Raw genomic sequence first — 23,409 nt, forward strand, 5'->3', positions numbered from 1 at the left:
CCTCAGCGCTTGACGGGCATCCATGCCCGTCACCTCCCTCCGCAAGCCCTCTGCTCGGCCTCCTGAAGTCGCGAAGATCAAGATCAAGATCAAGAGCAAGAACAAGAGCAAGAGCAAGAGCAAGAGCAAGAGCAAGAGCAAGAGCAAGACCAAGAGCAGCGCTAAGCAGAACAGTGCAGTTTCACCTCTTTATTTCGGTTGACTGTACTGGCCGGTGACTCCGCATAATGTCGCCTCGAACTGACCCGGAGGTGGCATGCACAAGACAGTCCTGGTGCTGGTGGAAACCGTCGATGATTACCTGCCCATGCTGGAACAGGCCGGCTACCGTTTGATCCGTGCCCCTTCGCCGCAACTGCGGGCCGAGGCCATCCAGCGCCATGCCCATGAAATCGATGCCGTGCTCACCCGCGGCCCGCTGGGCCTGACTGCCAGCGAAATCGACACGCTGTCCAAACTGCAGATCATCTGCGTGATCGGTGCCGGCTACGAGCAGGTCGACCTGGCCACCGCCGCTGCGCGCGGCATCGTGGTTACCAACGGCGCCGGGGCCAATGCCGAGGCAGTCGCCGACCACACTCTGGCCCTGCTGCTGGCGCTGTTGCGCGACATTCCCCGCGCCGATGCCAGTACCCGCCGGGGCGAATGGAACCGGGTGATCAGCCCCTCGGTGAGTGGCAAGCGCCTGGGCATTCTCGGCCTTGGTGCGGTGGGCCTGGCCATCGCCAGGCGCGCCCATCTGGGCTTCGCCATGCCCGTCAGCTACCACAGCCGCACGCCACGCCAGGATGTGCCGTACACCTGGTACGACAGCCCGCAGCACCTGGCCGATGCCGTCGACATCCTGGTGGTGGCCACCCCCGGCGGTGCCAATACTCGCCATCTGGTCGATGCGCAGGTGCTCGAGGCCCTGGGGGCCGAGGGCTACCTGGTGAACATCGCCCGTGCCAGCGTGGTCGACACCCAGGCCCTGGTCGCTGTGCTGCAGCATGGCCTACTGGCTGGTGCGGCACTGGATGTGTTCGACGACGAGCCGGCTGTACCCGATGCCCTCAAGGCCCTTGGCAACACCGTGCTCACCCCCCACGTGGCCGGCCAGTCGCCGGAGGCGGCGCGCGACACGGTGGCCCTGGTGCTGCGCAACCTGCAGGCGTTCTTTGCCGGCGAAGCCGTGTTGACCCCGGTACGCCAGTAACCCTTTTCATACATCTGCCTGGCAGCGATCGGGCAACAAGGAGTGTGTGCATGCAACTTGAAATCTTCCAGGTCGATGCGTTTTCCGCCGAACCGTTCGGGGGCAACCCGGCGGCAGTGATCCCGCTGCAAAGCTGGCTGCCGGACGACGTGCTGCAGCGCATCGCCGAAGAGAACAACCTGTCGGAAACCGCCTACTTCGTGCGCAACGGCGAAACCTTCGACCTGCGCTGGTTCACCCCGACCGTGGAAGTCGACCTGTGCGGCCATGCCACCCTGGCCTCGGCCTATGTGCTGTTCGAACAGCTGGGCGAGCAGGTGCAGGTGCTGCGTTTCAACACCCGCAGTGGCGAGCTGCGGGTCAGCCGTAACGCCGACGGGCTGCTGGCCATGGACTTCCCGGCCAAGCAGCCGGTCGCCGTGGACATGCTGCCGGGCCTGTTGCAGGCGCTGGGCCTTGGCCAGGCACAGGCGCTGTACCGCAGTGACGACTATGTGGTGGTGATCGATGACGCCCTGTTGCTCGACACCCTGAAGCCGGATTTCGTTGCCCTGTCGGCTTTCGATGTGCGCGGTATCGCCGTTACCGCAGCAGGCCATGGCTTTGATTTCGTCACCCGCTGGTTCGGCCCACGGGTCGGCGTGAACGAAGACCCGGTGACTGGCTCGGCGCACACCTCGCTGGCGCCGATATGGGCCGAGCGTCTGGGTAGGAACGTGCTGAGCTGCGAGCAGGGTGGGGTGCGCAAAGGGCAGCTGCAGTGCGAAGTGCCGGGTAATGGCCGGGTGATCATCAGCGGGCGGGCGGCGTTGTACCTGCGCGGTACTGTATTCATCTGACGGGTCGGCATCGCCCCCTGTGGGAGCGGCCTTGTGTCGCGATTGGGCTGCAAAGCAGCCCCCGGATTCAGTGTGTTCGCATAAATCCTGGGGCCGCTCTGCGGCCCTATCGCGACGCAAGGCCGCTCCCACAAACAGCGCGCATCTATACTGGTTTGCCCATCCCTTGCTGAAGGAGCCAGCCATGACCCTGGAAAAACACGGCACCTGCCTGTGCGGCGCTACCAAGCTCAAGGTCACCGTCGACAACAACCATATCAGCGCCTGCCACTGCAGCATGTGCCGCAAATGGACCGGCGGCCCATTGCTGGTGGTGCATTGCAGCCAGCCACCGGTGATCGAAGGGCGCGCGCCCAGCGTCTATGAGTCTTCCGATTGGGCCCAGCGCGGCTTCTGCGGCCAGTGCGGCACGCACCTGTACTACCGGCTCAAGGCCAATGACTTCCACGCCGTGCCGGTCGGCCTGCTCGACGGCGACCAGGAATGGCATTTCGACTTGCAAATCTTCGTCGAACAGAAACCCGCCTGGTATTGCTTCGCCAACCAGACCAAGGAACTGACTGGCCAGGAAGCCTTCGAGCAGCTCGGCTGATTCAGGCGGCGTGCTGTGATCGATGCGCCAGCACGAAACGCCACGCGAACTTGCCAAACCGGTGCATTCCTGAGAAAAGGGCGGCTTTGTTTCCAGCGTTGGAGTATGCCCCGTGAGCCAAGAACTGCAGATCATCGACCTTGTGGAGGGGGATGGCAAAGCCGCCGTCAAAGGCGCCCTGATTACCACCCAGTACACCGGCTGGCTGGCCGACGGCAGCGAGTTCGATTCGTCCTGGTCGCGCGGCAAGCCGTTCCAGTGCGTGATCGGCACGGGTCGGGTAATCAAGGGGTGGGATCAAGGCCTGATGGGCATGCGCGTTGGCGGCAAGCGCAAGCTGCTGGTACCGGCACACTTGGGCTATGGCGAACGCAGCGTGGGGGCGATTCCGCCGAATTCGGATTTGACCTTCGAGATCGAATTGCTGGAAGTGCTGACGCGGGATGATTGAGGAAAAGGACTACACGCGCCGTCGGCCAGTGTCTGATTGAGGCGTCTCACAGGTACGGCTAACCTTGCAGACTCATTGAGTGAAGAGGGTAGCCTATCCATGAAATCGCATTTTTCCTCACGGGTGGTACGCGAAGCGAACGCGCTGCTGGTGGCATCAGGCGCGCGAATGGAAATCTCGTTACCACGCGAACTGGCGAGTGTGGTTACCAACTCCCGAAAAACCCGTTCGGAACTGAAGGCAGCATTCGCGGCTGCGTATTCCCGCCTGCGCAAAGGGTAAGAGCCATATGGCCGATGGCTGTTACAACCACGGAAGAAGCAGCCGGGCCACCATAACGGTAATCAGCGAGAGCAACGAGTAACGAACGGACACATTTCAGCAACACCCATCCTCTAATCTAAGCCTTGCCTAGGGAACGGCATCCACCTCCAGGGAGGAACCAAACGGGTTCAGGGCACTCTCACCCTCACTCGTTGCCATGGACGGCATTCACTACAAGGATGCCCCGCGGTGCTGTTGGCGGGGTGATGTGGCGGGTCTACCCGATTCTTTCTGCCACATGGGCCTGTCTTGATGAAGTTGCCAACATTCTTCCGCCGTCGTCGTCACTGGTTGCTGAGCCTGACGCTTACAGCCATAGCCGTACCGCTGGCGCTGGAAGCTGTCGAAAGCCGGGCGCAACCGGTGGATGGCACCCAGACCCTTGTGTTCCTGCGCCACGCCGAGAAGCCGGGCGAGGGGCTGGGCCAATTGAACTGCCAAGGCCTCAACCGTGCGCTGGACCTGGCTACCGTGCTGCCCGAGCGCTTTGGCAAGGCCGACTACGTGTTCGCTGCCAACCCCTCGCGGCATGTCGAGGAAGGCAGCAAGGACGAAAGCTACAGCTACATTCGCCCGCTGATGACCATCAGCCCCAGCGCCATTCGCCTGGGCCTGCCGGTAAACATCGACTATGGCGCCAACGACACCGACGCGCTGGCCGAAGAGCTGCTGCGCGACAAGTACCGTAACGCGACCGTGTACACCGCCTGGTCGCATGGCTACCTCCCTGACCTGATCAATGCCGTGGCTGGCAAGGCCCTCGGTGAGGAGCGGGTGATCACCGAGGACTGGAGCGGCGACGACTTCGACACCCTCTACGTCCTGACCCTGACCTGGCACGACGGCAAGGCCAGCCTGCTCAGCCGCAACGTGCGTCAGGGCCTGAATGATGGTGCGCATAGCTGCCCGACCTGATCCGCTGGTACTGCTCTGCCAGGAAGCCTGAATAATGATGCCGGCCTCTTCGCGGGTAAACCCGCTCCCACAGGTACTGCACAAGCCCCGAGAGCAATGCGGTCCCTGTGGGAGCGGGTTTACCCGCGAAGAGGCCAGGTCAGGCGAAAGATGCCTAACGCCCGAACCGCACCGGCCAACCCACCACTTTCTTCGCCCGTGGCGTGGCATAGGTACGTACCTTGGAGGTACTCAAGCCCATGCGCACCAGCGATTCGGCTATGGTCACCGCCGCACTCACACCATCCACCACCGGCACGCCGGTGCGCTGGCGGATCTGCTCGTCCAGCCCGGCCATGCCGCCGCAACCCAGGCAGATCACCTCGGCCTTGTCGTCGCGCACGGCGCGTTCTGCCTGCTCGACAATCGCCTCCACGGCGCGCTGCGGGTCGGCTTCCAGCTCCAGCACCGCCAGCCCGCTGGCGCGTACCGATGCGCAGCGGTCATACAGGCCGGAGAGTTTCAGGCGGTCCTCGATCAGCGGCACGGTGCGGTCCAGGGTGGTCACCACCGAGTAGGCATGGCCCAGGTACATCGCCGTGCTGGCGGCGGCATCGGTGATGTCCACCACCGGCACGTTCAGCAGTTCCTGCAGGCCTTCGCGGCCATGTTCGCCGTAACCCGCCTGGATCACGGCGTCGTAAGGGCCTTCGTAGGCCAGCACCCGGTCCATCACCGCGATGGCGGCCAGGTAACTTTCGAAGTTGCCTTCCACCGACTCGGCACCGAACCATGGGGTGAGGCCGATGATTTCGGTGCCGGGTGCGGCCACCGTACGGGCCTGTTCGGCAATGGCTTCGGTGATGGCTTCGGTGGTGTTGACGTTGGCGATCAGAATGCGCATGGGTAGTCCTCCCTGGTCAATGGCTGCTGTGGTCAACGGCGATGCATTCGCCGCTGACGTCGTGGTATTGGCGTTTGCGTGGGGCGATCAGCAGGTACAGGGCGGCGGCGATGCCAGCACCGATCAGCCAGGAGAACGGCGCCACGCCATGGAAGTTGGGCACCAGGGCCAGGACGATGGCCAGCAGTGCGGCCGGCACGAAGGCGGCCACCGCGCGCAGGTTGATGCCCTTGGTGTAGTGGTAGGCGCCGGCCGGGTCTTCGCTGTACAGCTGCGGCACGTTGATGCAGCCTTTGCGCAGCAACCAGTAGTCGGACATGATCACCCCGTACAGCGGGCCGAGCAGGGCACCCAGGCCGGACAGGAAATACACGATCACCAGCGGGCTGTTGTACAGGTTCCACGGCAGGATCAGCACTGCCAGGGTGGCGCTGATCAGCCCGGCGCGGCGGAAGTTCAGGTGACGCGGTGCCAGGTTGCTGAGGACGAAGGCCGGGGCGACGAAGTTGGCCATGATGTTCACCGCCACGGTGACGATCAGGAAGGCCAGGCAGCCCAGTACCAGGAACGCTGTGCTGGGGATGGCGGCGACGATCTGGGTAGGGCTGTCGATGATCTGGCCGTTGATCTGGAACTGCGCGCCGCACAGCACCACGGTGATCACGGCGAACACCAGGATGTTCACCGGCAGGCCCCAGAAGTTGCCGACGCGGATGGTCTTGCGGCATGGCGAGGAGCGGGCGAAGTCACAGAAGTTCAGCACCAGGGTGCCGTAGATCGCCAGCCACAGCGCGCCGCCGGCAAAGATGTTGCGCCACATCTCGTAGCCGGTCAGCGGTTCGGCCACCGACCAGGCGATGCGGGCGTCGGCCTTGAAGTACATGAACACTGCCAGGGCGGCGACGGTCAGCAGGATCACCGGGCCGGCAAAGGCCTCGTAGCGGCGCACCATCTCCATGCCGTAGGCCAGGATCACCAGCTGCACCAGCCAGATCGACACGAAGCATGCCCAGCCCAGGCTCGACAGGCCGAGGATGCTGTCATGGTCATAGGCCGCCATTTGCGGCCATACGGCGGTGAGCAGCACGCGCAGCACCACCGAAGCCAGGTAGGTCTGGATGCCGAACCAGGCGATGGCGATGACCGCGCGGATCAGCGCCGGGATCTGCGCGCCGTGGATGCCGAAGGCGATGCGGCTGATGACCGGGAACGGCACGCCGGTCTTCTGCCCCATGTAGCCGGACAGGTTCATGAAGAAGTACACCAGCGCCGCGCCGATGGCCAGCGACAGCAGGATCTGCCAGCCACCCAGGCCGAGGGCGAACAAGCCCATGGCGAACGAGTAGTTGGCGATGTTGTGCACATCGTTGGTCCATAGCGCGAAGATGCTGTAGCCGCCCCAGCGGCGCCCTTCGATGCGCGTCGGGGCGAGGTCGCGGTTATGCAGGCGCGGGCTCAGGGCAAGTTCCGGCTGGCTGCCGGCGAGAGGGGAAGCGGGGTGGGTGCTGGCGACGGATAGTTCAGGGGCAAGGTCGAGGCTGGTACTCATTCCGGCGGGCTCCTGATGCACGTGGACTGCGATGAGCGGGCATGCGCACGGGCTCGCCATCTCGTCGGTGCAGCGTTGGCATCTCAGGGTTTGGGGCGCGGCGGCCGATGTTGGGTCGGCGTCGCGGGTTCTTGTGTATTTATGTTTTGCTTGGTTTGTATACAAAACACGAACACACAAAAGCGAGTTCCATGCCAAGGAAAAAGCAAACTTCAGCTGGCCATCATTTCGAATCTATCTTGTTGAAATATAAGTTGATGAAATGAAGGGGATATAAGTTGACCAAATGAACAGGTTTAAATTTTTCGAGGATTATTTAGTTGATCATTTGGTCAGAATAAGTTGTGGGAAGTGTGTAACGTATTGGGGCGTGATTCTGGAAAGTGCACACAAAAATGGCACTTATTGTGACATTCTTGTGTACAAAAATTAGTCAGCTTTTTCCTGTGCCGGCCTCTTCGCGGGTGAACCCGCTCCCACAAGTACCCCACAGCATTCAGGCCCTTCGAGATCCTGTGGGAGCGGGTTTACCCGCGAAGGGGCCCGTACAGGCAAAACTCAATCCATCGGCGGCAACCGCCGCTTCACCGGGCTTTTCTTGATGATGGCGGTGTTGGTCTCGGCCAGCACATTGATGCGGTCGAGCAGGGTATCCAGCTGCTCCATCGAGCGCACATGCAGCCGAGCGATGAAGCAATCCTCGCCAGTAACCTTGTCGCACTCGGTGAACTCGGGAATGGCAACGATCTGCCGCTCCACCTCCTGCAGCTGCCCGGGTAGCGGGCGGATGCGCACGATGGCCTGCAGCTGGTAGCCAAAGGCGCGTGGGTCGACCTCTACGGTGTAACCGCGCAACACGCCGCGTTCCTCCAGGCGGCGCAGGCGTTCGCTGACGCTGGGCGCCGACAGCCCGCTGATTTGCGCCAGGGCCTTGAGCGAGCGGCGCGAGTCTTCCATGAGCGCGTTGATCAGCAGTTGGTCGATGGCATCGGTCATGATCACCTCAATCAGGTAGTTCGCGTGATTTGCCTTGATAGTAAAGGCAAACATGCCAATCTTCCTTCGTTATCCGCTGGAAGGGCGGCCAGCAACCTTTGCATACTGTTGCCGTCTTCAACAGGAGGTGTGAGATGGACAGTTCATTGCGTCGTGGCTCGCTGGAAATGGTCGCTGCCATGCTGATTTCCGGGACCATCGGTTGGTTCGTGCTGGTGTCCGGCCAGCCGGTGCTCGAGGTGGTGTTCTGGCGCTGCGTGTTCGGTGCCGTGACCTTGCTGGCGATCTGCGCGGGGTTCGGCTTCCTGCGGCCGGGCGTGATCAGCCGCACGGCGTTCCTGCTGGCGATTGCCAGCGGTGTGGCCATCGTTGGCAACTGGGTGCTGCTGTTCGCCTCCTACTCGCGGGCGTCAATTGCCATCGGCACGGCGGTGTACAACGTGCAGCCGTTCATGCTGGTGGGGCTGGCGGCGGTATTCCTGGGCGAGAAGATCACCCTGGCCAAGGTCACCTGGCTGAGCCTGGCGTTCCTCGGCATGCTGGCCATCGTCAGTGCCCATGGCGCGGGGCAGGGTGGCGGTGAGGACTATTTGCTGGGCATTGCGCTGGCGCTGGGGGCGGCCTTCCTGTATGCCATCGCGGCGTTGATCATCAAGCGCCTGAGTGGCACGCCACCGCACCTGATCGCGCTGATCCAGGTGGCCACGGGTGTGCTGTTGCTGGCGCCGTGGGTCAAGCTTGGCGGGTTGCCGGGTGAAGTGCCGGCGCTGGCCAGCCTGGTGACCTTGGGCATGGTGCACACCGGCTTGATGTATGTGTTGCTGTACAGCGCCATCCAGCGCCTGCCCACGGCGCTGACCGGGGCACTGTCGTTCATCTACCCGATTGCGGCGATTCTGGTGGACTGGGTGGCGTTCGGGCACCGGCTGGCACCGTTGCAGTGGCTGGGGGTGGCGTTGATCCTGCTGGCGGCGGCGGGGATGCAGCAGGGGTGGTGGTTCCGGCCAGCGCGGGTTGTGGCCGAGTAATGAGATGGTCTTGCGGGCCCTTTCGCGGGTAAACCCGCTCCCACAGGTGCTGCACACGGTTCGGGCCTGTGGTGATCCTGTGGGAGCGGGTTTACCCGCGAAAGGGCCCGCAAGGTAGAATGCCGCTTTTGCCAGTTTGCGACCCATGATGACTTCGCCGATCCAGACTCTGGAGCAACACCTGCTCGCCGCCCTCGACCCTGCCCCGCAGGAAACCCGTCGCCTGTTCCACGGCCGCGGCCGCTGCTGGGCGGGCCTGGAGCAGGTCACCGTGGACTGGCTGCAAGGCGTGCTGTCGGTCGCCCTGTTTCGCGAGCCGGCGCAAGGCCAGCTGGCCGAACTGGAGGCCATGCTGCGTACTCTCGCCGAGCGCCCGCAGTGGACTGGTCAAGCCATCCTTCTCCAGCATCGCTACCTGCCCGACAGCCCGGGCCAGTGGCTGCTGGGCGAGCCGTGCCAGCAGCGCGAGGTGGCCGAGGATGGGCTGACCTACCTGCTGGACCTGGGTGTGCGGCAGAACAATGGCCTGTTCCTCGACATGCGCTATGGTCGGCGCTGGGTGCGCGAGCAGGCGGCGGGCAAGCGCGTGCTGAACCTGTTCGCCTACACCTGCGGTTTCTCGGTGGCGGCGATTGCCGGCGGCGCCGAGCAGGTGGTGAACCTGGACATGGCCAAGTCGGCGTTGTCCCGGGGCCGCGACAACCACCGCCTCAATGGCCACGATGCGTCGCGCGTGGCGTACCTGGGGCACGAGCTGTTCAAGTCGTGGGGCAAGGTGCGCAAGTACGGGCCTTATGACCTGATCATCATCGACCCGCCGACCTTCCAGCGCGGCAGCTTTGTGCTGACCCAGGATTACGCGAAGATCCTGCGGCGCTTGCCGGAGTTGTTGAGCGAGGGCGGGACGGTGCTGGCGTGCGTGAACGACCCGGGCATCGGGCCAGAGTTCCTGATCGAGGGGATGGCGGAGCAGGCGCCGTCGCTGGCATTCGTCGAGCGGCTGGAGAACCCGCCGGAGTTTCCTGACGTGGACCCGGCGGGGGGCTTGAAGGCTCTGGTTTTCCGTCAGGTCTGATGTTGCCCTTGCTGGCCTCTTCGCGGGTAAACCCGCTCCCACAAGTACAGTGCAAAACCTGAGGGCTGTGGGGTTCCTATGGGAGCGGCTTTAGCCGCGAAGAGGCCGGTAAGGCTTACATCAATTACTGATTGTTGGTGTAGATCTGGTCAAACACCCCACCATCATTGAAGTGGGTCTTCTGCACGGTGCGCCAGTCACCAAAGGTCTTCTCCACCGACAGGAAGTCCACTTTCGGGAAGCGGTCGGTGTATTTGGCCAGTACCGTCGCATCACGCGGGCGCAGGTAGTTCTGTGCGGCGATTTCCTGGGCGGCTGGCGACCACAGGTACTTCAGGTATTCCTCGGCCGCTGCCTGGGTACCTTTCTTCGCCACCACCTTGTCGACCACGCTGACCGGCGGCTCGGCTTCGGCCGACACGCTCGGGTAGACCACTTCGAACTGGTCGCGACCGAACTCGCGGGCGATCATTTCGGCTTCGTTCTCGAAGGTCACCAGCACGTCGCCGATCTGGTTGGTCATGAAGGTGGTGGTGGCGGCGCGGCCACCGGTGTCCAGCACCGGAGCCTGCTTGAACAGCTTGCCGACAAAGTCCTTGGCCTTGTTTTCATCACCGCCTTGCTTGAGCACATAGCCCCAGGCCGACAGGTAGGTGTAGCGGCCGTTACCCGAGGTCTTGGGGTTGGGCACGATCACCTGTACGCCATCCTTGAGCAGGTCGGGCCAGTCTTTCAGCGCCTTGGGGTTACCCTTGCGCACGATGAACACAGTGGCCGAGGTGAACGGCGCGCTGTTGTTCGGCAGGCGGGTTACCCAGTTGTCCGGCACCAGCTTGCCGTTGTCGGCCAGGGCGTTGATGTCGGTGGCCATGTTCATGGTGATGACATCGGCCGGCAGGCCATCGATCACCGCTCGCGCCTGCTTGCTCGAGCCGCCGAAGGACATCTGCACGTTGACCTTCTCGTTGTGCTCGGCTTCCCAGTGCTTCTGGAAGGCCGGGTTGTAGTCCTTGTAGAAGTCGCGCATCACGTCGTAGGAAACGTTGAGCAGGGTGGGGGCAGCCTGGGCGAAATTGCCCAGGGCAAGGCCTGCGGCGAGCAGCGAGGCGGTGAAGAGTTTTTTCACGTTGCTTCCTTGTTATCGAGAAGGTGTTGGCAGTTTGCCTGCGACTATAGCGGGTGGGTTTGTGGGGGTTAAAGAACAAAAAACACTTTGGTTATGCTTCCGCCTGTTCTGGCCCTTTCGCGGGTAAACCCGCTCCCACAGGGACCGCGCACGGTTCGGGTATGTGGTGATCCTGTGGGAGCGGGTTTACCCGCGAAAGGGCCGGAACAGGCGGAATCATTGCTTGGGAAACAGCACATTCCCGCACCGCGAACAGAACGCCGCGCCATGCTCATGGCTCTTCTTGCTGCAGGTCGGGCAATCATGCTGCAGCTGCTCCCCGCGCATGGCATTGGCCAGCTCGGCGGTAAAGATCCCGGTCGGTACGGCGATGATCGAATAACCGGTAATCATCACCAGCGACGACAGCACCTGCCCCAGTGGGGTCTTCGGCACGATGTCGCCAAAGCCTACCGTGGTCAGGGTAACGATGGCCCAGTAGATGCCCTTGGGAATGCTGGTAAAGCCATGCTCAGGCCCTTCGATCACATACATCAAGGTGCCGAACACCGTCACCAGGGTCGATACCGTCACCAGAAACACGATGATCTTCTGCTTGCTGCCGCGCAGCGCCTCCATAAGGTAATGGGCCTGCTTGAGGTACGGGCTGAGCTTGAGCACACGGAAGATCCGCAGCATGCGTATCACGCGGATGATCAGCAGGTACTGGGCGTCGCTGTAGTACAGCGCGATGATCCCCGGCACGATCGCCAGCAGATCGACCAGGCCATAAAAGCTGAAGGCATAGCGCAAAGGCTTGGGCGAGCAGTACAGGCGGGTGAGGTACTCGGCCAGGAAGATCGCGGTAAAGCCCCACTCGATGCCGGCCAGCAGGCCGGCGTAGCCCTGATGCACTTCGTCGATGCTGTCGAGGATGACGGTAACCAGGCTGGCCAGGATGATCAGCAGGAGGATCTTGTCGAAGCGTCTTCCAGCCACGGTATCGGTCTGGAAGACGATGATGTAGAGCTGCTCGCGCAGGCTCGCAGGGTTGTTCATTGGCTCGTTCCACAAAAGCGATGGGCTGAGCCTAGGGGCTGCATTTCAGCTGTGCAAGCGGCTGGCGTCACGCTGCCTGGGCTGGGCCAGGTGGTTGCCCAGGTGCATCAGCCAGCAGGCGGCGACGAAGGGCGCGGTCAGGCCGGGCACCGGTAGCAGCTTGAACAGCGGTTGCAGCAGCAGGGCCAGGGCGATGGCCAGCAGTGTCACCCACGGCTTTTCACCTTGCCTGCTGAACGCCAGTGCCGCCAGCGCGGCGTTGAAACCGTACAGGCCCAGCCAGGCGGCTTGCGCCTGGTCGGCGAACAGTGCCACACCGCCGCCGATGGCCGAGCCGATCACCGCCCACATTGCGGCATAAGGGTTGGCGATGAACATGCCGATGATGATCAGCAGACCGGCCAGGGGCTGGTCGAGCAGGAAGATCTGGCCCACGCCGCGCGCCAATGCGTACAGCGGGTCGGCTTCGACGAAGCCGCTGGGCGAGGGGGTGGCTATCAGCAATACGGCCCAGCCCAGCAGCACGAAGGGTGCGGTGTAGGCGATCAGCAGTTTGCCGCCGCGCTTGCGCCACTGGTGGGTGATGATGCTGGACAGGCCGCCAGCGGCGATGATCAGTGGCGGCAGGATGACCGACCAGGGCAGCACGGCGCTGATCAGGATGCCGATCAGCACGCCGTTGTAGCAGTACAGCCCGGCCTGGCGGTCGGCACGGTCGTAGCCGCGTGCCTGGGCGGTGAGCAGGCCGGCCAGGGCGCCGAGCAGGGCACCACCGACCAGGCCGGGGGCGGTCAGCAGGATGGCCAGCAGGCAGCACAGGCCGCACAGGGGGTTGCGCAGCAGCAGCACCTGGCTGAAGCCGTTGAGTAACGCCGTGGCCCAGTCGGGGCACGGGTTGACGAAATTTTTGGTGTACATCGGGGCAGTCAGTGAGGTTGATGGGGAGCGGTGGGCCTCTTTGGGCCTCGGGTTTTCCGCAGGTCTGGTGTTTCTGTGTACAAGGAGGGCTTTGCCCTCCATTCGCAGCACAAGGCTGCTCCTACAAAGGGGAAACCTCTCGCTGCGTGGGCTCTTTGTAGGAGCAGCCTTGTGCTGCGAATGGGGCGCAAGGCGCCCCCGAAATCTCAGATCAAGGTCTCGATCCGCAGCGTGTTAGTCGACCCTGGCTTGCCAAAAGGCACACCGGCAGTGATCAGCAGCGTGTCGCCACGGCTGGCCATGCCTTGTGCCTGGGCAATCTCCAGGGCAGTGGAAACAACCTCGTCCACCTGGCGCAGGCGGTCGTTGACCACCGAGTGCACGCCCCACGCTACGCTCAGGCGGCGCGCGGTGGTCAGGTTCGGCGTCAGGTTGAGGATCGGGGCCCGTGGCCGCTCGCGGGCCGCGCGCAGGGTCGAGGCGCCCGACTCGCTGTAGTTGACCAGCACCGCCACCGGCAGGATGCCGCTGATACGGCGGATGGCGCAGCTGATGGCGTCCGACACGGTGGCCTCGGCCTTCGGCCGGCCAACGTCGAGCTGGGCCTGGTAGTCCGGGCCGTTCTCCACCTGGCGGATGATCTTGCTCATCATCTGCACGGCTTCCAGCGGGTACTCGCCCGACGCAGTCTCGGCCGACAGCATCACCGCATCGGCACCTTCGGCCACGGCGTTGGCAACGTCGGTGACTTCGGCGCGGGTCGGCGCTGGCGAGAAGCGCATGGATTCGAGCATCTGCGTGGCCACCACCACCGGTTTGCCCAGTTGGCGGCAGGTGCCGATGATGCGTTTCTGGATCTGCGGCACGCTTTCGGCCGGCACTTCCACGCCCAGGTCGCCACGGGCCACCATGATCGCATCCGCAAGCTCCGCGATGGCTTGCAGCTGTTCGACTGCCGATGGCTTTTCGATCTTCGCCATCAGGTAGGCACGGTCACCGATTAGCTGGCGTGCTTCGGTGATGTCTTCGGGGCGCTGCACGAACGACAGGGCCACCCAGTCCACGCCCAGTTCAAGGCCAAAGGCCAGGTCGCGGCGGTCTTTTTCGGTGAGCGGGGAGAGGTCGAGCACCGCTTGCGGCACGTTGACACCCTTGCGATCGGACAGCTCGCCACCGGCCAGCACTTCGGTGTCGATGGCGTCGCTGTGCTTGGCGGTGACACGCAGGCGCAGCTTGCCGTCGTCCAGCAGCAGGTCCATGCCCGGCTCGAGGGCGGCGATGATCTCGGGGTGCGGCAGGTTGACCCGGCGGCTGTCGCCCGGGGTGTTGTCCAGGTCCAGGCGCAGGGCCTGGCCGCGTTGCAGTTGCACCTTGCCGTCGGCAAAGCGGCCGACGCGCAGCTTCGGCCCCTGCAGGTCCATGAGGATACCCAGCGGGTAGTTCAGTTGCTGCTCGACTTCGCGGATCCACTGGTAGCGCAGGGCGTGGTCGGCGTGCTCGCCGTGGCTGAAGTTGAGGCGGAAGATGTTCACCCCGGCTTCTACCAGTTGGCGGATGTCGTCGATGCCTTTGATCGCAGGGCCGAGGGTGGCGAGGATCTTTACTTTTTTATCAGGCGTCATGATTGGGCAGTCTCGAGGATCAGGATGGCGCGGAAGTCGTTGACGTTGGTGCGGGTCGGCTCGGTGACGATCAGCGCATCCAGTGCGGCGAAATAGCCGTAGCCGTTGTTGTTGTCCAGCTCGTCGCTGGCCGACAGGCCCAGGGCTTCGGCACGGGCGTAGCTGGCCGGGGTCATGAAGGCGCCGGCGTTTTCTTCCGAGCCATCGATACCGTCGGTGTCACCGGCCAGGGCGTACACGCCCGGCAGGCCTTTCAGGCTTTCGGTGAGGCTGAGCAGGAACTCGGCGTTGCGCCCGCCACGGCCATTACCGCGCACGGTCACAGTGGTTTCGCCGCCGGACAGGATCACGCAGGGTGCCTTCAGCGGCTGGCCGTGCTGGACGATCTGCCGGGCGATACCGGCGTGCACCTTGGCCACTTCGCGTGATTCGCCTTCCAGGTCGCCGAGGATCAGCGGGCTGAACCCGGCCTGGCGGGCTTTGACCGCGGCGGCTTCGAGCGACTGCTGGGGCTTGGCGATCAGCTGGAAGTGGCTGCGGGCCAGGGCCGGGTCATCGGCCTTGACGGTTTCCGAGGCTGGGTTGTTGAGCCAGTCGATAACGGCCTTGGGCGCTTCGATGTTGTAGCGCTTGAGGATGGCCAGGGCATCGGCCGAGGTGCTCGGGTCGGCCACGGTAGGGCCGGAGGCGATCACCGTGGCGAGGTCGCCCGGTACATCGGAAATGGCATAGGTGTACACCGTGGCCGGCCAGCAGGCCTTGGCCAGGCGGCCGCCCTTGATCGCCGAGAGGTGCTTGCGCACGCAGTTCATCTCGCCGATGGTGGCGCCGGATTTCAGCAGCGCCTTGTTGATCTGCTGCTTGTCGGCCAGGGTCAGGCCTTCGGCGGGCAGCGCCAGCAGCGCCGAGCCACCGCCGGACAGCAGGAAGATGACGCGGTCGTCTTCACTGAGGTTGCTGACCAGTTCCAGCACGCGTTTTGCCACGGCAAGGCCGGCGGCATCGGGGACCGGGTGGGCGGCTTCGACCACCTCGATCTTCTGGCAGTTGGCGCCGTGACCGTACCGTGTGACAACAAGCCCGGAGACTTCGCCCTGCCAGCTTTTCTCGACCACTTCGGCCATGGCGGCTGCGGCCTTGCCGGCACCGATGACGATGACCCGGCCGCTGCGGTCGGCGGGCAGGTAGGGTTCGAGGACTTGACGGGGGTGGGCGGCGGCGATGGCTGTGTCGAACAGCTCGCGGAGAAGTTTTTGCGGATCGACCGACATGGCAGGCTCCCAATTATTGTTGTTCTGCAGAATCAAAAACGCCCCTGGAACTGCCTCCGTGCAGGCCGAACCAGGGGCGGGTGTTGCTCGGTGCCACCTTTGAAGCTGTGGTCGCAGGTTCAAAGGTGTTGAATTCATCGCCGGCAAGCCAGCTCCCACAGGTACAGCACAGGATTGAGGGATTGTGCGGTCCCTGTGGGAGCTGGCTTGCCGGCGATTGGGCTGCGCAGCAGCCCCCGAATTCGAATTACTTGTCGTCGCGGATCGAGAAGTTGGCCATGTGCTCCAGGCCTTTGATCAGCGCCGAGTGGTCCCAGTTGCCGCCGCCCAGGGCCTGGCAGGTGTTGAACACTTGCTGGGCATTGGAGGTGTTGGGCAGGTTGATGCCCAGCTCCTTGGCACCCTGCAGGGCCAGGTTCAGGTCCTTCTGGTGCAGGTTGATGCGGAAGCCTGGGTCGAAGGTGCCCTTGATCATGCGCTCGGCGTGCACTTCGAGGATCTTCGACGAGGCGAAGCCGCCCATCAGTGCTTCACGTACCTTGGCCGGGTCGGCGCCGTTCTTGGCGGCGAACAGCAGGGCTTCGGCAACGGCCTGGATGTTCAGGGCAACGATGATCTGGTTGGCCACCTTGGCGGTCTGGCCGTCGCCATTGCCACCGACGCGGGTGATGTTCTTGCCCATGGCTTCGAACAGCGGCAGGGTGCGCTCGAAGGCTTTCGGGCAGCCACCGACCATGATGCTCAGGGTCGCGGCCTTGGCACCTACTTCGCCGCCGGACACCGGGGCGTCCAGGTAGGCAGCGCCGGTGGCCTTGATCTTCTCGGCGAAGGCTTTGGTAGCGGTAGGGGAGATCGAGCTCATGTCGATCACGACCTTGTTCGGGCCCACGCCTTCGGCCACGCCGTTGTCACCGAACAGGACGCTCTCGACCTGCGGGGTGTCGGGGACCATGACGATGATGAACTCGGCTTCCTGGGCAACTTCCTTCGGGTTGGCCAGGGCCACGGCACCGGCGGCGATCAGGTCGGCCGGGGCAGCGTCGTGGTGAGTGGAAACGAAGATGCTGTGACCTGCTTTCTGCAGGTTCTGAGCCATGGGCTTGCCCATGATGCCGGTGCCGATGAAACCGATTTTAGCCATGAGAGATTACCTCGTTGTATTTGTTGAATCTCGATGGAGCAGACAACGCGGCCCCGTGTAGGAGCGGCCTTGCGTCGCGATGGGCTGCGCAGCAGCCCCGGCAATCTATGCCGTAGCTGAAATCCTGGGGGCGCTGCGCACCCCTTTCGCGACACAAGGCCGCTCCTACAAGGTGCGTGTGGTCCTTAAATAGCGTTATGGGTCTTCAGCCAGCCCAGGCCCGCTTCGGTGGTGGTCAGCGGCTTGTACTCCGCGCCCACCCAGCCCTGGTAGCCGATGCGGTCCAGGTGCTCGAACAGGAAGCGGTAGTTGATCTCGCCGGTGCCTGGCTCGTTGCGGCCGGGGTTGTCGGCCAGCTGGATGTGGTTGATCAGTTTCAGGTTGGCTTCCATGGTACGAGCCAGGTCACCTTCCATGATCTGCATGTGGTAGATGTCGTACTGCAGGAACAGGTTGTCGCTGCCAACCTCGGCCTGGATTTCCAGGGCCTGCTTGGTGGTGTTCAGGTAGAAGCCGGGGATGTCGCGGGTGTTGATCATTTCCATGACCAGGCGGATCCCGGCGGCTTTCAGCTTGTCGGCGGCGTAGCGCAGGTTTTCCACGAAGGTCTTGCGCACGGTGGCGCAGTCCGGGCCTTGTGGGCGAATGCCGGCCAGGGCGTTGACCTGGGTGTTGCCCAGCACCTTGGCGTATTCGATGGCCTTGTCGACACCGGCGCGGAATTCCTCGACGCGGTCAGGGTGGCAGGTGATACCGCGCTCACCCTTGGCCCAATCGCCCGCCGGCAGGTTGAACAGCACCTGGGTCAGGCCGTTGGCGTCCAGCTGCTGCTTGATCTCGGCAGCGCTGAAGTCGTATGGGAAGAGGTATTCGACGCCGCTGAAACCAGCATCGGCGGCAGCCTTGAAGCGGGCCAGGAAGTCCTGTTCGGTGAACAGCATGGACAGGTTGGCAGCGAAGCGAGGCATGTTGTGTCTCCTTGCGATGAAGGCCCCCGGCGCCCTCAGGTAGGGGCCGGCACGGGGGCGTCAGGCGATCAGTCCAGCAGCGAGATGGCGGTTGGCGCGTCGTTGCCGACCAGGGCCAGGTCTTCGAACTCGTTGACCGCGTTGATCTCGGTGCCCATGGAAATGTTGGTCACACGTTCGAGAATCACTTCGACCACCACCGGCACGCGGAACTCTTCGGCCATCTTCTGTGCCTTGAGCAGGGCAGGGGCAATCTCGGCCGGCTCGAATACACGGATGGCCTTGCAGCCCAGGCCTTCGACCACGGCGACATGGTCGACACCGTAGGTGGCGGCGTCGGTCGAGTTGATGTTCTCGAACGCCAGTTGTACACAGTAATCCATGTCGAAGCCACGTTGCGCCTGACGGATCAGGCCCAGGTAGGCGTTGTTCACCAGTACGTGCACGTACGGCAGGTTGAACTGTGCGCCCACCGCCAGCTCTTCGATCATGAACTGGAAGTCGTAGTCACCCGACAGTGCGACCACCTTGCGCTTCGGATCGGCCTTGACCACACCGAGGGCGGCAGGGATGGTCCAGCCCAGCGGGCCGGCCTGGCCGCAGTTGATCCAGTGGCGTGGCTTGTACACGTGCAGGAACTGCGCGCCGGCGATCTGCGACAGACCGATGGTGCTGACGTAGCAGGTGTCCTTGCCGAATACCTGGTTCATTTCTTCGTAGACGCGCTGCGGCTTGACCGGCACGTTGTCGAAGTGGGTCTTGCGCTGCAGGGTGGCCTTGCGCTCCTGGCAGTCTTCCAGCCAGGCCTTGCGGCACTTCAGCTTGCCAGCGGCTTTCCACTCGCGGGCCACTTCGAGGAACACGTCCAGTGCCTTGCCGGCGTCGGAAACGATACCCAGGTCCGGGGTGAACACGCGGCCGATCTGGGTCGGCTCGATGTCCACGTGCACGAACTTGCGGCCTTCGGTGTAGACGTCGACGGAACCGGTGTGGCGGTTGGCCCAGCGGTTACCGATACCGAACACCAGGTCGGATTTCAGCAGGGTGGCGTTGCCGTAGCGGTGCGAAGTCTGCAGGCCGACCATGCCGACCATCTGTGCGTGGTCGTCCGGGATGGTGCCCCAGCCCATCAGGGTCGGGATTACCGGTACACCGGTCAGTTCGGCGAACTCGACCAGCTTGTCGCTGGCGTCGGCGTTGATGATGCCGCCACCGGCTACCAGCAGCGGGCGCTCGGCGTCATTGAGCAGGGCCAGGGCTTTTTCGGCCTGTACGCGGGTGGCGGACGGCTTGTGCACTGGCAGCGGTTCGTAGGCGTCGATGTCGAATTCGATTTCGGCCATCTGCACGTCGAACGGCAGGTCGATCAGTACCGGGCCTGGGCGGCCGGTGCGCATTTCATAGAAGGCCTTCTGGAAGGCGTAAGGCACCTGGCCTGGCTCCAGGACGGTGGTGGCCCACTTGGTGACCGGCTTGACGATGTTGGTGATGTCGACAGCCTGGAAATCTTCCTTGTGCAGGCGGGCACGTGGGGCCTGGCCGGTGATGCAGAGGATCGGGATGGAGTCGGCGGAGGCACTGTACAGGCCGGTGACCATGTCGGTGCCGGCTGGGCCGGAGGTGCCGATGCACACGCCGATGTTGCCCGGGTTGGCACGGGTGTAACCCTCGGCCATGTGCGAGGCGCCTTCGACGTGACGAGCGAGGACGTGATCGATGCCACCGACTTTCTTCAGGGCCGAGTACAACGGGTTGATGGCAGCCCCCGGGATGCCGAACGCGGTATCTACACCTTCACGGCGCATGACCAGAACGGCTGCATCGATTGCTCTCATTTTGCTCATGGTTTGTGCCTCATCGATTTTGTAATTGTATACAACTTGCTTTGTGCCAGAGTGTATTCACGGCTGGCCGCTTAGGTCAACGGGTTTTCGTCGGCGGACGTCGCTTTCGTTCGAGCGCCCGTGAAAACGGAGGTTTGCGCCATCGCATACGATCGTTTCAAAATATTGTATACAAAAATATCTTTCGTTGTGTTCTATTTGTTCTATCGGTTTTCAACTGCCCTCAGGGCTTCTCACAACAAGAAGAGGACCTTTCCATGAACGCTTTGAACCTGAAAGTCGCGGTCAGCCTGGTGAATGCCGCGCTGGCTGCGGGCCGCAAGATCAATGCCGCGCCACTGACCGTGGCGGTGCTGGATGCCGGCGGCCACTTGCTGGCGCTGCAACGCGAGGATGGCGCCAGCCTGATCCGGCCGGAGGTGGCCACCGGCAAGGCCTGGGGTGCGATTGCCCTGGGCAAGGGCTCGCGCCTGCTGGCGCTGGACGCGCAGCAGCGGCCGGCATTTTTTGCCGCGCTGAACGGGTTGGGCGAGCGGCCGGTGGTGCCGGCGCCGGGTGGCGTGCTGGTGCGTGATCAGGACGGCAAGGTGCTGGGTGCGGTAGGGATCAGCGGGGATACGTCGGATATCGACGAGCAGTGCGCGATCAGTGCGATCGAGGAGGTGGGGTTGAAGGCGGATGCCGGTGTAGCAGCCTAATTCTCTATTGTCTGTTCCGGCCCCATCGCCGGCAAGCCAGCTCCCACAGGTACATCACAGTTTTCAAGGTCTGTGGCGGCCCTGTGGGAGCTGGCTTGCCGGCGATGGGCTGCAAGGCAGCCCCACTGGCCCTGTCAGGCTAGCTCAGGCTCACAGCCCTTGAGCACCATGCGGATGATGGTCTCCGCCGCCGCATCATAATCGCTGTCGGCCAGCTTGGCCTTGCCGGTCACCGCAGAGATCTGCCAGTCGAAATCGGCATAGGTCTGGGTCGCTGCCCAGATGCTGAACATCAGGTGATGCGCATCCACATGGGCGATCTGCCCGCGGTCGATCCAGCGCTGGATGCACTCGATGTTATGCCGCGCCTGCTCGTTCAGCTGCGCTACCTGGTTCGGCGACAGGTGCGGGGCGCCGTGCATGATCTCGCTTGCGAACACCTTGGACGCATGCGGCAGGTCGCGGGAAATGCGGATCTTCGAGCGGATGTACGCACTCAGCACTTCCTTCGGGTCACCGTCGGCATTGAACGGGGTCGACGCCTGCATGATCGGCGCGATGATGCTTTCCAGGACCTCGCGGTAGAGGTTGTCCTTGGATTTGAAGTAGTAATACACGTTCGGCTTGGGCAGGCCGGCCTTGGCCGCGATATCGCTGGTCTTGGTGGCGGCGAAGCCCTTGTCGGCGAATTCCTCGCTGGCCGCGCGCAGGATCAGTTCCTTGTTGCGCTCGCGAATGGTGCTCATGGTCAGGGATCTTCCTCGTGTCTGGCCACCTCTAAGAGGGATCGGGCATGGTAGCACCGGGCTCGACGGGCGCTCAAGGCAGCGGCTTTGGGCTAGAATCCTGGGCACTCACTCTTCTGGATACAGGCAAACATGGCAGGAAGCAGTCTACTGGTACTGATCGACGACATCGCCACGGTGCTTGATGACGTCTCGGTGATGACCAAGGTGGCGGCGAAAAAGACCGCAGGCGTGCTGGGCGATGACCTGGCACTGAATGCCCAGCAGGTCACCGGGGTGCGTGCCGAGCGCGAGATCCCGGTGGTGTGGGCTGTGGCCAAGGGCTCGATGGTGAACAAGGCCATCCTGGTGCCGGCGGCGCTGCTGATCAGTGCGTTCATCCCCTGGGCGGTGACGCCGTTGCTGATGCTGGGCGGCGCCTACCTGTGCTTCGAGGGTTTCGAGAAGCTGGCGCACAAGTTCCTGCACAGCAAGGCCGAGACTGACGCCGAGCATGAAGCGCTCAAGGAGGCGGTGGCCGATGCCAATGTCGACCTGGTGGCGTTCGAGAAAGCCAAGATCAAGGGCGCGGTACGTACCGACTTCATCCTTTCGGCGGAAATCATCGCCATCACCCTGGGCATCGTTGCCGACTCGCCGTTGACCCAGCAGATCGTCGTGCTGTCGGGCATCGCGGTGGTCATGACCATCGGCGTTTACGGGCTGGTGGGCGGTATCGTCAAGCTCGATGACCTGGGGCTGTGGATGACCCGCAAGGCATCACGCGTGGCCAGGGCGGTGGGTAACGGCATTCTGCGGACCGCGCCGTACATGATGAAGAGCCTGTCGGTGATCGGCACGGCGGCCATGTTCCTGGTCGGTGGCGGGATCCTGGTGCATGGCATCGGGCCGCTGCATCACGCCATCGAGGCGTTCAGTGAAGGGCGTGGCGGGGCGTTGACCGTGGCGCTGCTGAACGGCGGTGTCGGGGTTGTGGCCGGTGCCGTGGTGCTGGCGGTGGTGGGCATTGCGGGGAAACTGTGGCGGGCGGTTCGGCCGACCACCTGAGTTGCATGGCCGGGGCGTTGCCCCGGTTCGCGGGCAAGCCCGCTCCCACATGTATAGCGTCTGCCATGAATCCGGTGCGGACCCTGTGGGAGCGGGTTTACCCGCGAATGGGCCGCAAGGCGGCCCCTGTACTCAGATCAGAAGTGAACCTTGAGCAGGAAGCTCATGGTGTTCTGGTCGGTGGTGAAGGCATCGGAATCCTTGATGCCGTACTTGTTCTTCCAGTAGTCGTACTCCACACCCACATACAGCTGCTTCTCGCCCAGGTGCAAGGCCTTGCCCAGGTCATACTTGATCTGCGGATTGAAGTGCAGGTTGGCCTGGTAGGTGCCGCGGCGGTTCTCGTCGTTGTCCACCACCCAGTCCATGAAACCGTCGATCAGCACATCGGACGAACCGACCGGAATGGTGTAAGACCACACCGGGGTGATCTGCCACACGTTGTCGCCGGCGCGGCTGCCGTCGGTGGTGCGGTTGTAGAAGTTCAGCTGGAAGTAGTCGAAGCCAGGGATGTCCAGGTCGAAACCAGGGCCGATCAGGTACGACTCGGTATCACCTTCGCCGAACTCGTAGGTCATCGCCAGCAGCACGTCCTTGACCGGGCCGAAGGCCAGCTTCTGGTCGAAGATCTTGCCGAACGACAGGCGCGGGCTGATTTCGCCGTAGTAGGTGTTCGGGCCATTGCCCTCATCTTTCTGGCCCTGGTAGAAGATCTTGTCGACAAAGATGAAGTTATCGCCGTACTTCCAGCCATCAGCGTGCTCGAAGGTCACGGTTTGCTGGATCGACGGGTTGACCTTGAAGTTCTTGCCCCACAGGTAGGTCAGGCTGTTGTTCTGCCATTGCAGCAGGTCGCCGCCGAAGGTGGTGCCACAGGCCAGCAGGCCGCCGGCGAGGATCAGGCTGTTGATGGTACGCATTGCGAGTGTCGCTCCCTTGATTGATCAATTGTCAGCGCTCGTTGTTGGCGCTTTTTTGTCTTTTGAGTCAGCTTTTTTCGATAGGCCACAGCTGTTTGGCAAGGGTTGAGCCAACTTTCCTGGGCTGGCAAAACCTTCCTGCTCGACTTCGTTCTGAACGGATGAAAAGGGTCTTTCAGGCTGGCAACACGTTGGCCAACCGCCCGAATTCATTGACTGAGCG

General features: G+C 63.1%; 24 protein-coding genes. 11 read left to right on the forward strand and 13 right to left on the reverse strand.

Annotated elements, in window-relative coordinates; genetic code table 11:
- The first annotated feature begins 22 nt into the window (after window positions 1-22).
- From ABIB24_RS07645 to ABIB24_RS07675, 7 genes are all read left to right on the forward strand, one after another.
- Window positions 23-202 (forward strand): hypothetical protein, encoded by a 180-nt coding sequence (locus tag ABIB24_RS07645; protein WP_354316275.1) that lies wholly within the window; start codon window positions 23-25, stop codon window positions 200-202.
- Between the two features lie 54 nt (window positions 203-256).
- Window positions 257-1,195, forward strand: coding sequence for a 2-hydroxyacid dehydrogenase (locus ABIB24_RS07650; protein ID WP_274078394.1), 939 nt, complete (start codon window positions 257-259; stop codon window positions 1,193-1,195).
- 50 nt (window positions 1,196-1,245) lie between these two features.
- Window positions 1,246-2,034: a PhzF family phenazine biosynthesis protein gene (locus ABIB24_RS07655; RefSeq protein WP_274078393.1), complete on the forward strand. Its 789-nt coding sequence runs from the start codon at window positions 1,246-1,248 to the stop codon at window positions 2,032-2,034.
- Between the two features lie 184 nt (window positions 2,035-2,218).
- Window positions 2,219-2,626 (forward strand): GFA family protein, encoded by a 408-nt coding sequence (locus ABIB24_RS07660; protein WP_354316276.1) that lies wholly within the window; start codon window positions 2,219-2,221, stop codon window positions 2,624-2,626.
- A 112-nt stretch (window positions 2,627-2,738) separates the two neighbouring features.
- Entirely contained in the window at window positions 2,739-3,077 is a 339-nt protein-coding gene (locus tag ABIB24_RS07665; RefSeq protein WP_003254365.1) for an FKBP-type peptidyl-prolyl cis-trans isomerase, read from the forward strand.
- Between the two features lie 99 nt (window positions 3,078-3,176).
- Entirely contained in the window at window positions 3,177-3,359 is a 183-nt protein-coding gene (locus tag ABIB24_RS07670; RefSeq protein ID WP_137164507.1) for a hypothetical protein, read from the forward strand.
- Between the two features lie 294 nt (window positions 3,360-3,653).
- Entirely contained in the window at window positions 3,654-4,316 is a 663-nt protein-coding gene (locus ABIB24_RS07675) for a hypothetical protein (protein WP_025340046.1), read from the forward strand.
- 154 nt (window positions 4,317-4,470) lie between these two features.
- Here the strand turns inward: ABIB24_RS07675 and ABIB24_RS07680 are convergent, their stop codons facing one another.
- The 3 genes from ABIB24_RS07680 to ABIB24_RS07690 all read right to left on the reverse strand — a co-directional run bounded on the left by ABIB24_RS07680 (window position 4,471) and on the right by ABIB24_RS07690 (window position 7,744).
- Window positions 4,471-5,199: an aspartate/glutamate racemase family protein gene (locus ABIB24_RS07680; RefSeq protein WP_075045896.1), complete on the reverse strand. Its 729-nt coding sequence runs from the start codon at window positions 5,197-5,199 to the stop codon at window positions 4,471-4,473.
- Window positions 5,200-5,215: 16 nt separating this feature from the next.
- Complete coding sequence (locus ABIB24_RS07685; RefSeq protein ID WP_075045895.1) at window positions 5,216-6,748, reverse strand: NCS1 family nucleobase:cation symporter-1; 1,533 nt, start codon at window positions 6,746-6,748, stop codon at window positions 5,216-5,218.
- A 558-nt stretch (window positions 6,749-7,306) separates the two neighbouring features.
- On the reverse strand, window positions 7,307-7,744 hold the full coding sequence (locus tag ABIB24_RS07690; protein WP_075047026.1) for an Lrp/AsnC family transcriptional regulator: 438 nt from the start codon (window positions 7,742-7,744) through the stop codon (window positions 7,307-7,309).
- A 134-nt stretch (window positions 7,745-7,878) separates the two neighbouring features.
- Here ABIB24_RS07690 and ABIB24_RS07695 point away from each other — a divergent pair, with 134 nt between their 5' ends.
- Together ABIB24_RS07695 and ABIB24_RS07700 are read left to right on the forward strand one after the other, a co-directional pair.
- A complete protein-coding gene (locus ABIB24_RS07695; protein ID WP_274078391.1) occupies window positions 7,879-8,772 on the forward strand; it encodes a DMT family transporter in 894 nt (297 codons plus the stop codon).
- A gap of 148 nt (window positions 8,773-8,920) precedes the next feature.
- Window positions 8,921-9,847 (forward strand): class I SAM-dependent methyltransferase, encoded by a 927-nt coding sequence (locus tag ABIB24_RS07700; RefSeq protein ID WP_274078418.1) that lies wholly within the window; start codon window positions 8,921-8,923, stop codon window positions 9,845-9,847.
- Between the two features lie 124 nt (window positions 9,848-9,971).
- Here ABIB24_RS07700 and ABIB24_RS07705 read toward each other — a convergent pair whose 3' ends face one another.
- The 8 genes from ABIB24_RS07705 to gcl form a co-directional block, all read right to left on the reverse strand.
- Window positions 9,972-10,973, reverse strand: coding sequence for a sulfate ABC transporter substrate-binding protein (locus ABIB24_RS07705; RefSeq protein WP_015271174.1), 1,002 nt, complete (start codon window positions 10,971-10,973; stop codon window positions 9,972-9,974).
- A 216-nt stretch (window positions 10,974-11,189) separates the two neighbouring features.
- Complete coding sequence (locus ABIB24_RS07710; protein ID WP_013973544.1) at window positions 11,190-12,011, reverse strand: ion transporter; 822 nt, start codon at window positions 12,009-12,011, stop codon at window positions 11,190-11,192.
- Window positions 12,012-12,056: 45 nt separating this feature from the next.
- Complete coding sequence (locus ABIB24_RS07715; protein WP_274078390.1) at window positions 12,057-12,929, reverse strand: urea transporter; 873 nt, start codon at window positions 12,927-12,929, stop codon at window positions 12,057-12,059.
- Between the two features lie 206 nt (window positions 12,930-13,135).
- On the reverse strand, window positions 13,136-14,551 hold the full coding sequence (gene pyk / locus ABIB24_RS07720) for a pyruvate kinase (protein WP_025340039.1): 1,416 nt from the start codon (window positions 14,549-14,551) through the stop codon (window positions 13,136-13,138).
- On the reverse strand, window positions 14,548-15,822 hold the full coding sequence (locus ABIB24_RS07725) for a glycerate kinase type-2 family protein (RefSeq protein ID WP_025340038.1): 1,275 nt from the start codon (window positions 15,820-15,822) through the stop codon (window positions 14,548-14,550). Before ABIB24_RS07725 ends, pyk begins: the two co-directional genes overlap by 4 nt.
- Before the next feature lie 247 nt (window positions 15,823-16,069).
- Window positions 16,070-16,963 (reverse strand): 2-hydroxy-3-oxopropionate reductase, encoded by an 894-nt coding sequence (locus tag ABIB24_RS07730; RefSeq protein ID WP_025340037.1) that lies wholly within the window; start codon window positions 16,961-16,963, stop codon window positions 16,070-16,072.
- A gap of 185 nt (window positions 16,964-17,148) precedes the next feature.
- Window positions 17,149-17,931, reverse strand: a complete 783-nt coding sequence (gene hyi / locus ABIB24_RS07735) for a hydroxypyruvate isomerase (protein WP_003259508.1) — start codon at window positions 17,929-17,931, stop codon at window positions 17,149-17,151.
- Window positions 17,932-17,999: 68 nt separating this feature from the next.
- Window positions 18,000-19,775 carry a glyoxylate carboligase gene (gene gcl, locus ABIB24_RS07740; RefSeq protein ID WP_015271168.1) on the reverse strand — a complete coding sequence of 592 codons (1,776 nt, stop codon included), beginning with the start codon at window positions 19,773-19,775 and terminating at the stop codon, window positions 18,000-18,002.
- Between the two features lie 257 nt (window positions 19,776-20,032).
- Here gcl and ABIB24_RS07745 point away from each other — a divergent pair, with 257 nt between their 5' ends.
- Complete coding sequence (locus ABIB24_RS07745) at window positions 20,033-20,473, forward strand: GlcG/HbpS family heme-binding protein (RefSeq protein ID WP_013973539.1); 441 nt, start codon at window positions 20,033-20,035, stop codon at window positions 20,471-20,473.
- Between the two features lie 134 nt (window positions 20,474-20,607).
- On the opposite strand, the gene ABIB24_RS07750 is transcribed toward ABIB24_RS07745, so the two are convergent.
- Complete coding sequence (locus tag ABIB24_RS07750) at window positions 20,608-21,219, reverse strand: TetR/AcrR family transcriptional regulator (RefSeq protein ID WP_015271167.1); 612 nt, start codon at window positions 21,217-21,219, stop codon at window positions 20,608-20,610.
- Window positions 21,220-21,351: 132 nt separating this feature from the next.
- Here ABIB24_RS07750 and ABIB24_RS07755 point away from each other — a divergent pair, with 132 nt between their 5' ends.
- On the forward strand, window positions 21,352-22,266 hold the full coding sequence (locus tag ABIB24_RS07755; RefSeq protein ID WP_137164501.1) for a DUF808 domain-containing protein: 915 nt from the start codon (window positions 21,352-21,354) through the stop codon (window positions 22,264-22,266).
- Window positions 22,267-22,403: 137 nt separating this feature from the next.
- Here the strand turns inward: ABIB24_RS07755 and ABIB24_RS07760 are convergent, their stop codons facing one another.
- Window positions 22,404-23,186: an outer membrane protein OmpK gene (locus ABIB24_RS07760; RefSeq protein ID WP_025340033.1), complete on the reverse strand. Its 783-nt coding sequence runs from the start codon at window positions 23,184-23,186 to the stop codon at window positions 22,404-22,406.
- Window positions 23,187-23,409: the final 223 nt, after the last annotated feature.

Source organism: Pseudomonas sp. UYEF17 (assembly GCF_040546125.1).
In the GTDB taxonomy this organism is placed as follows: Bacteria; Pseudomonadota; Gammaproteobacteria; order Pseudomonadales; family Pseudomonadaceae; genus Aquipseudomonas; species Aquipseudomonas putida_Z.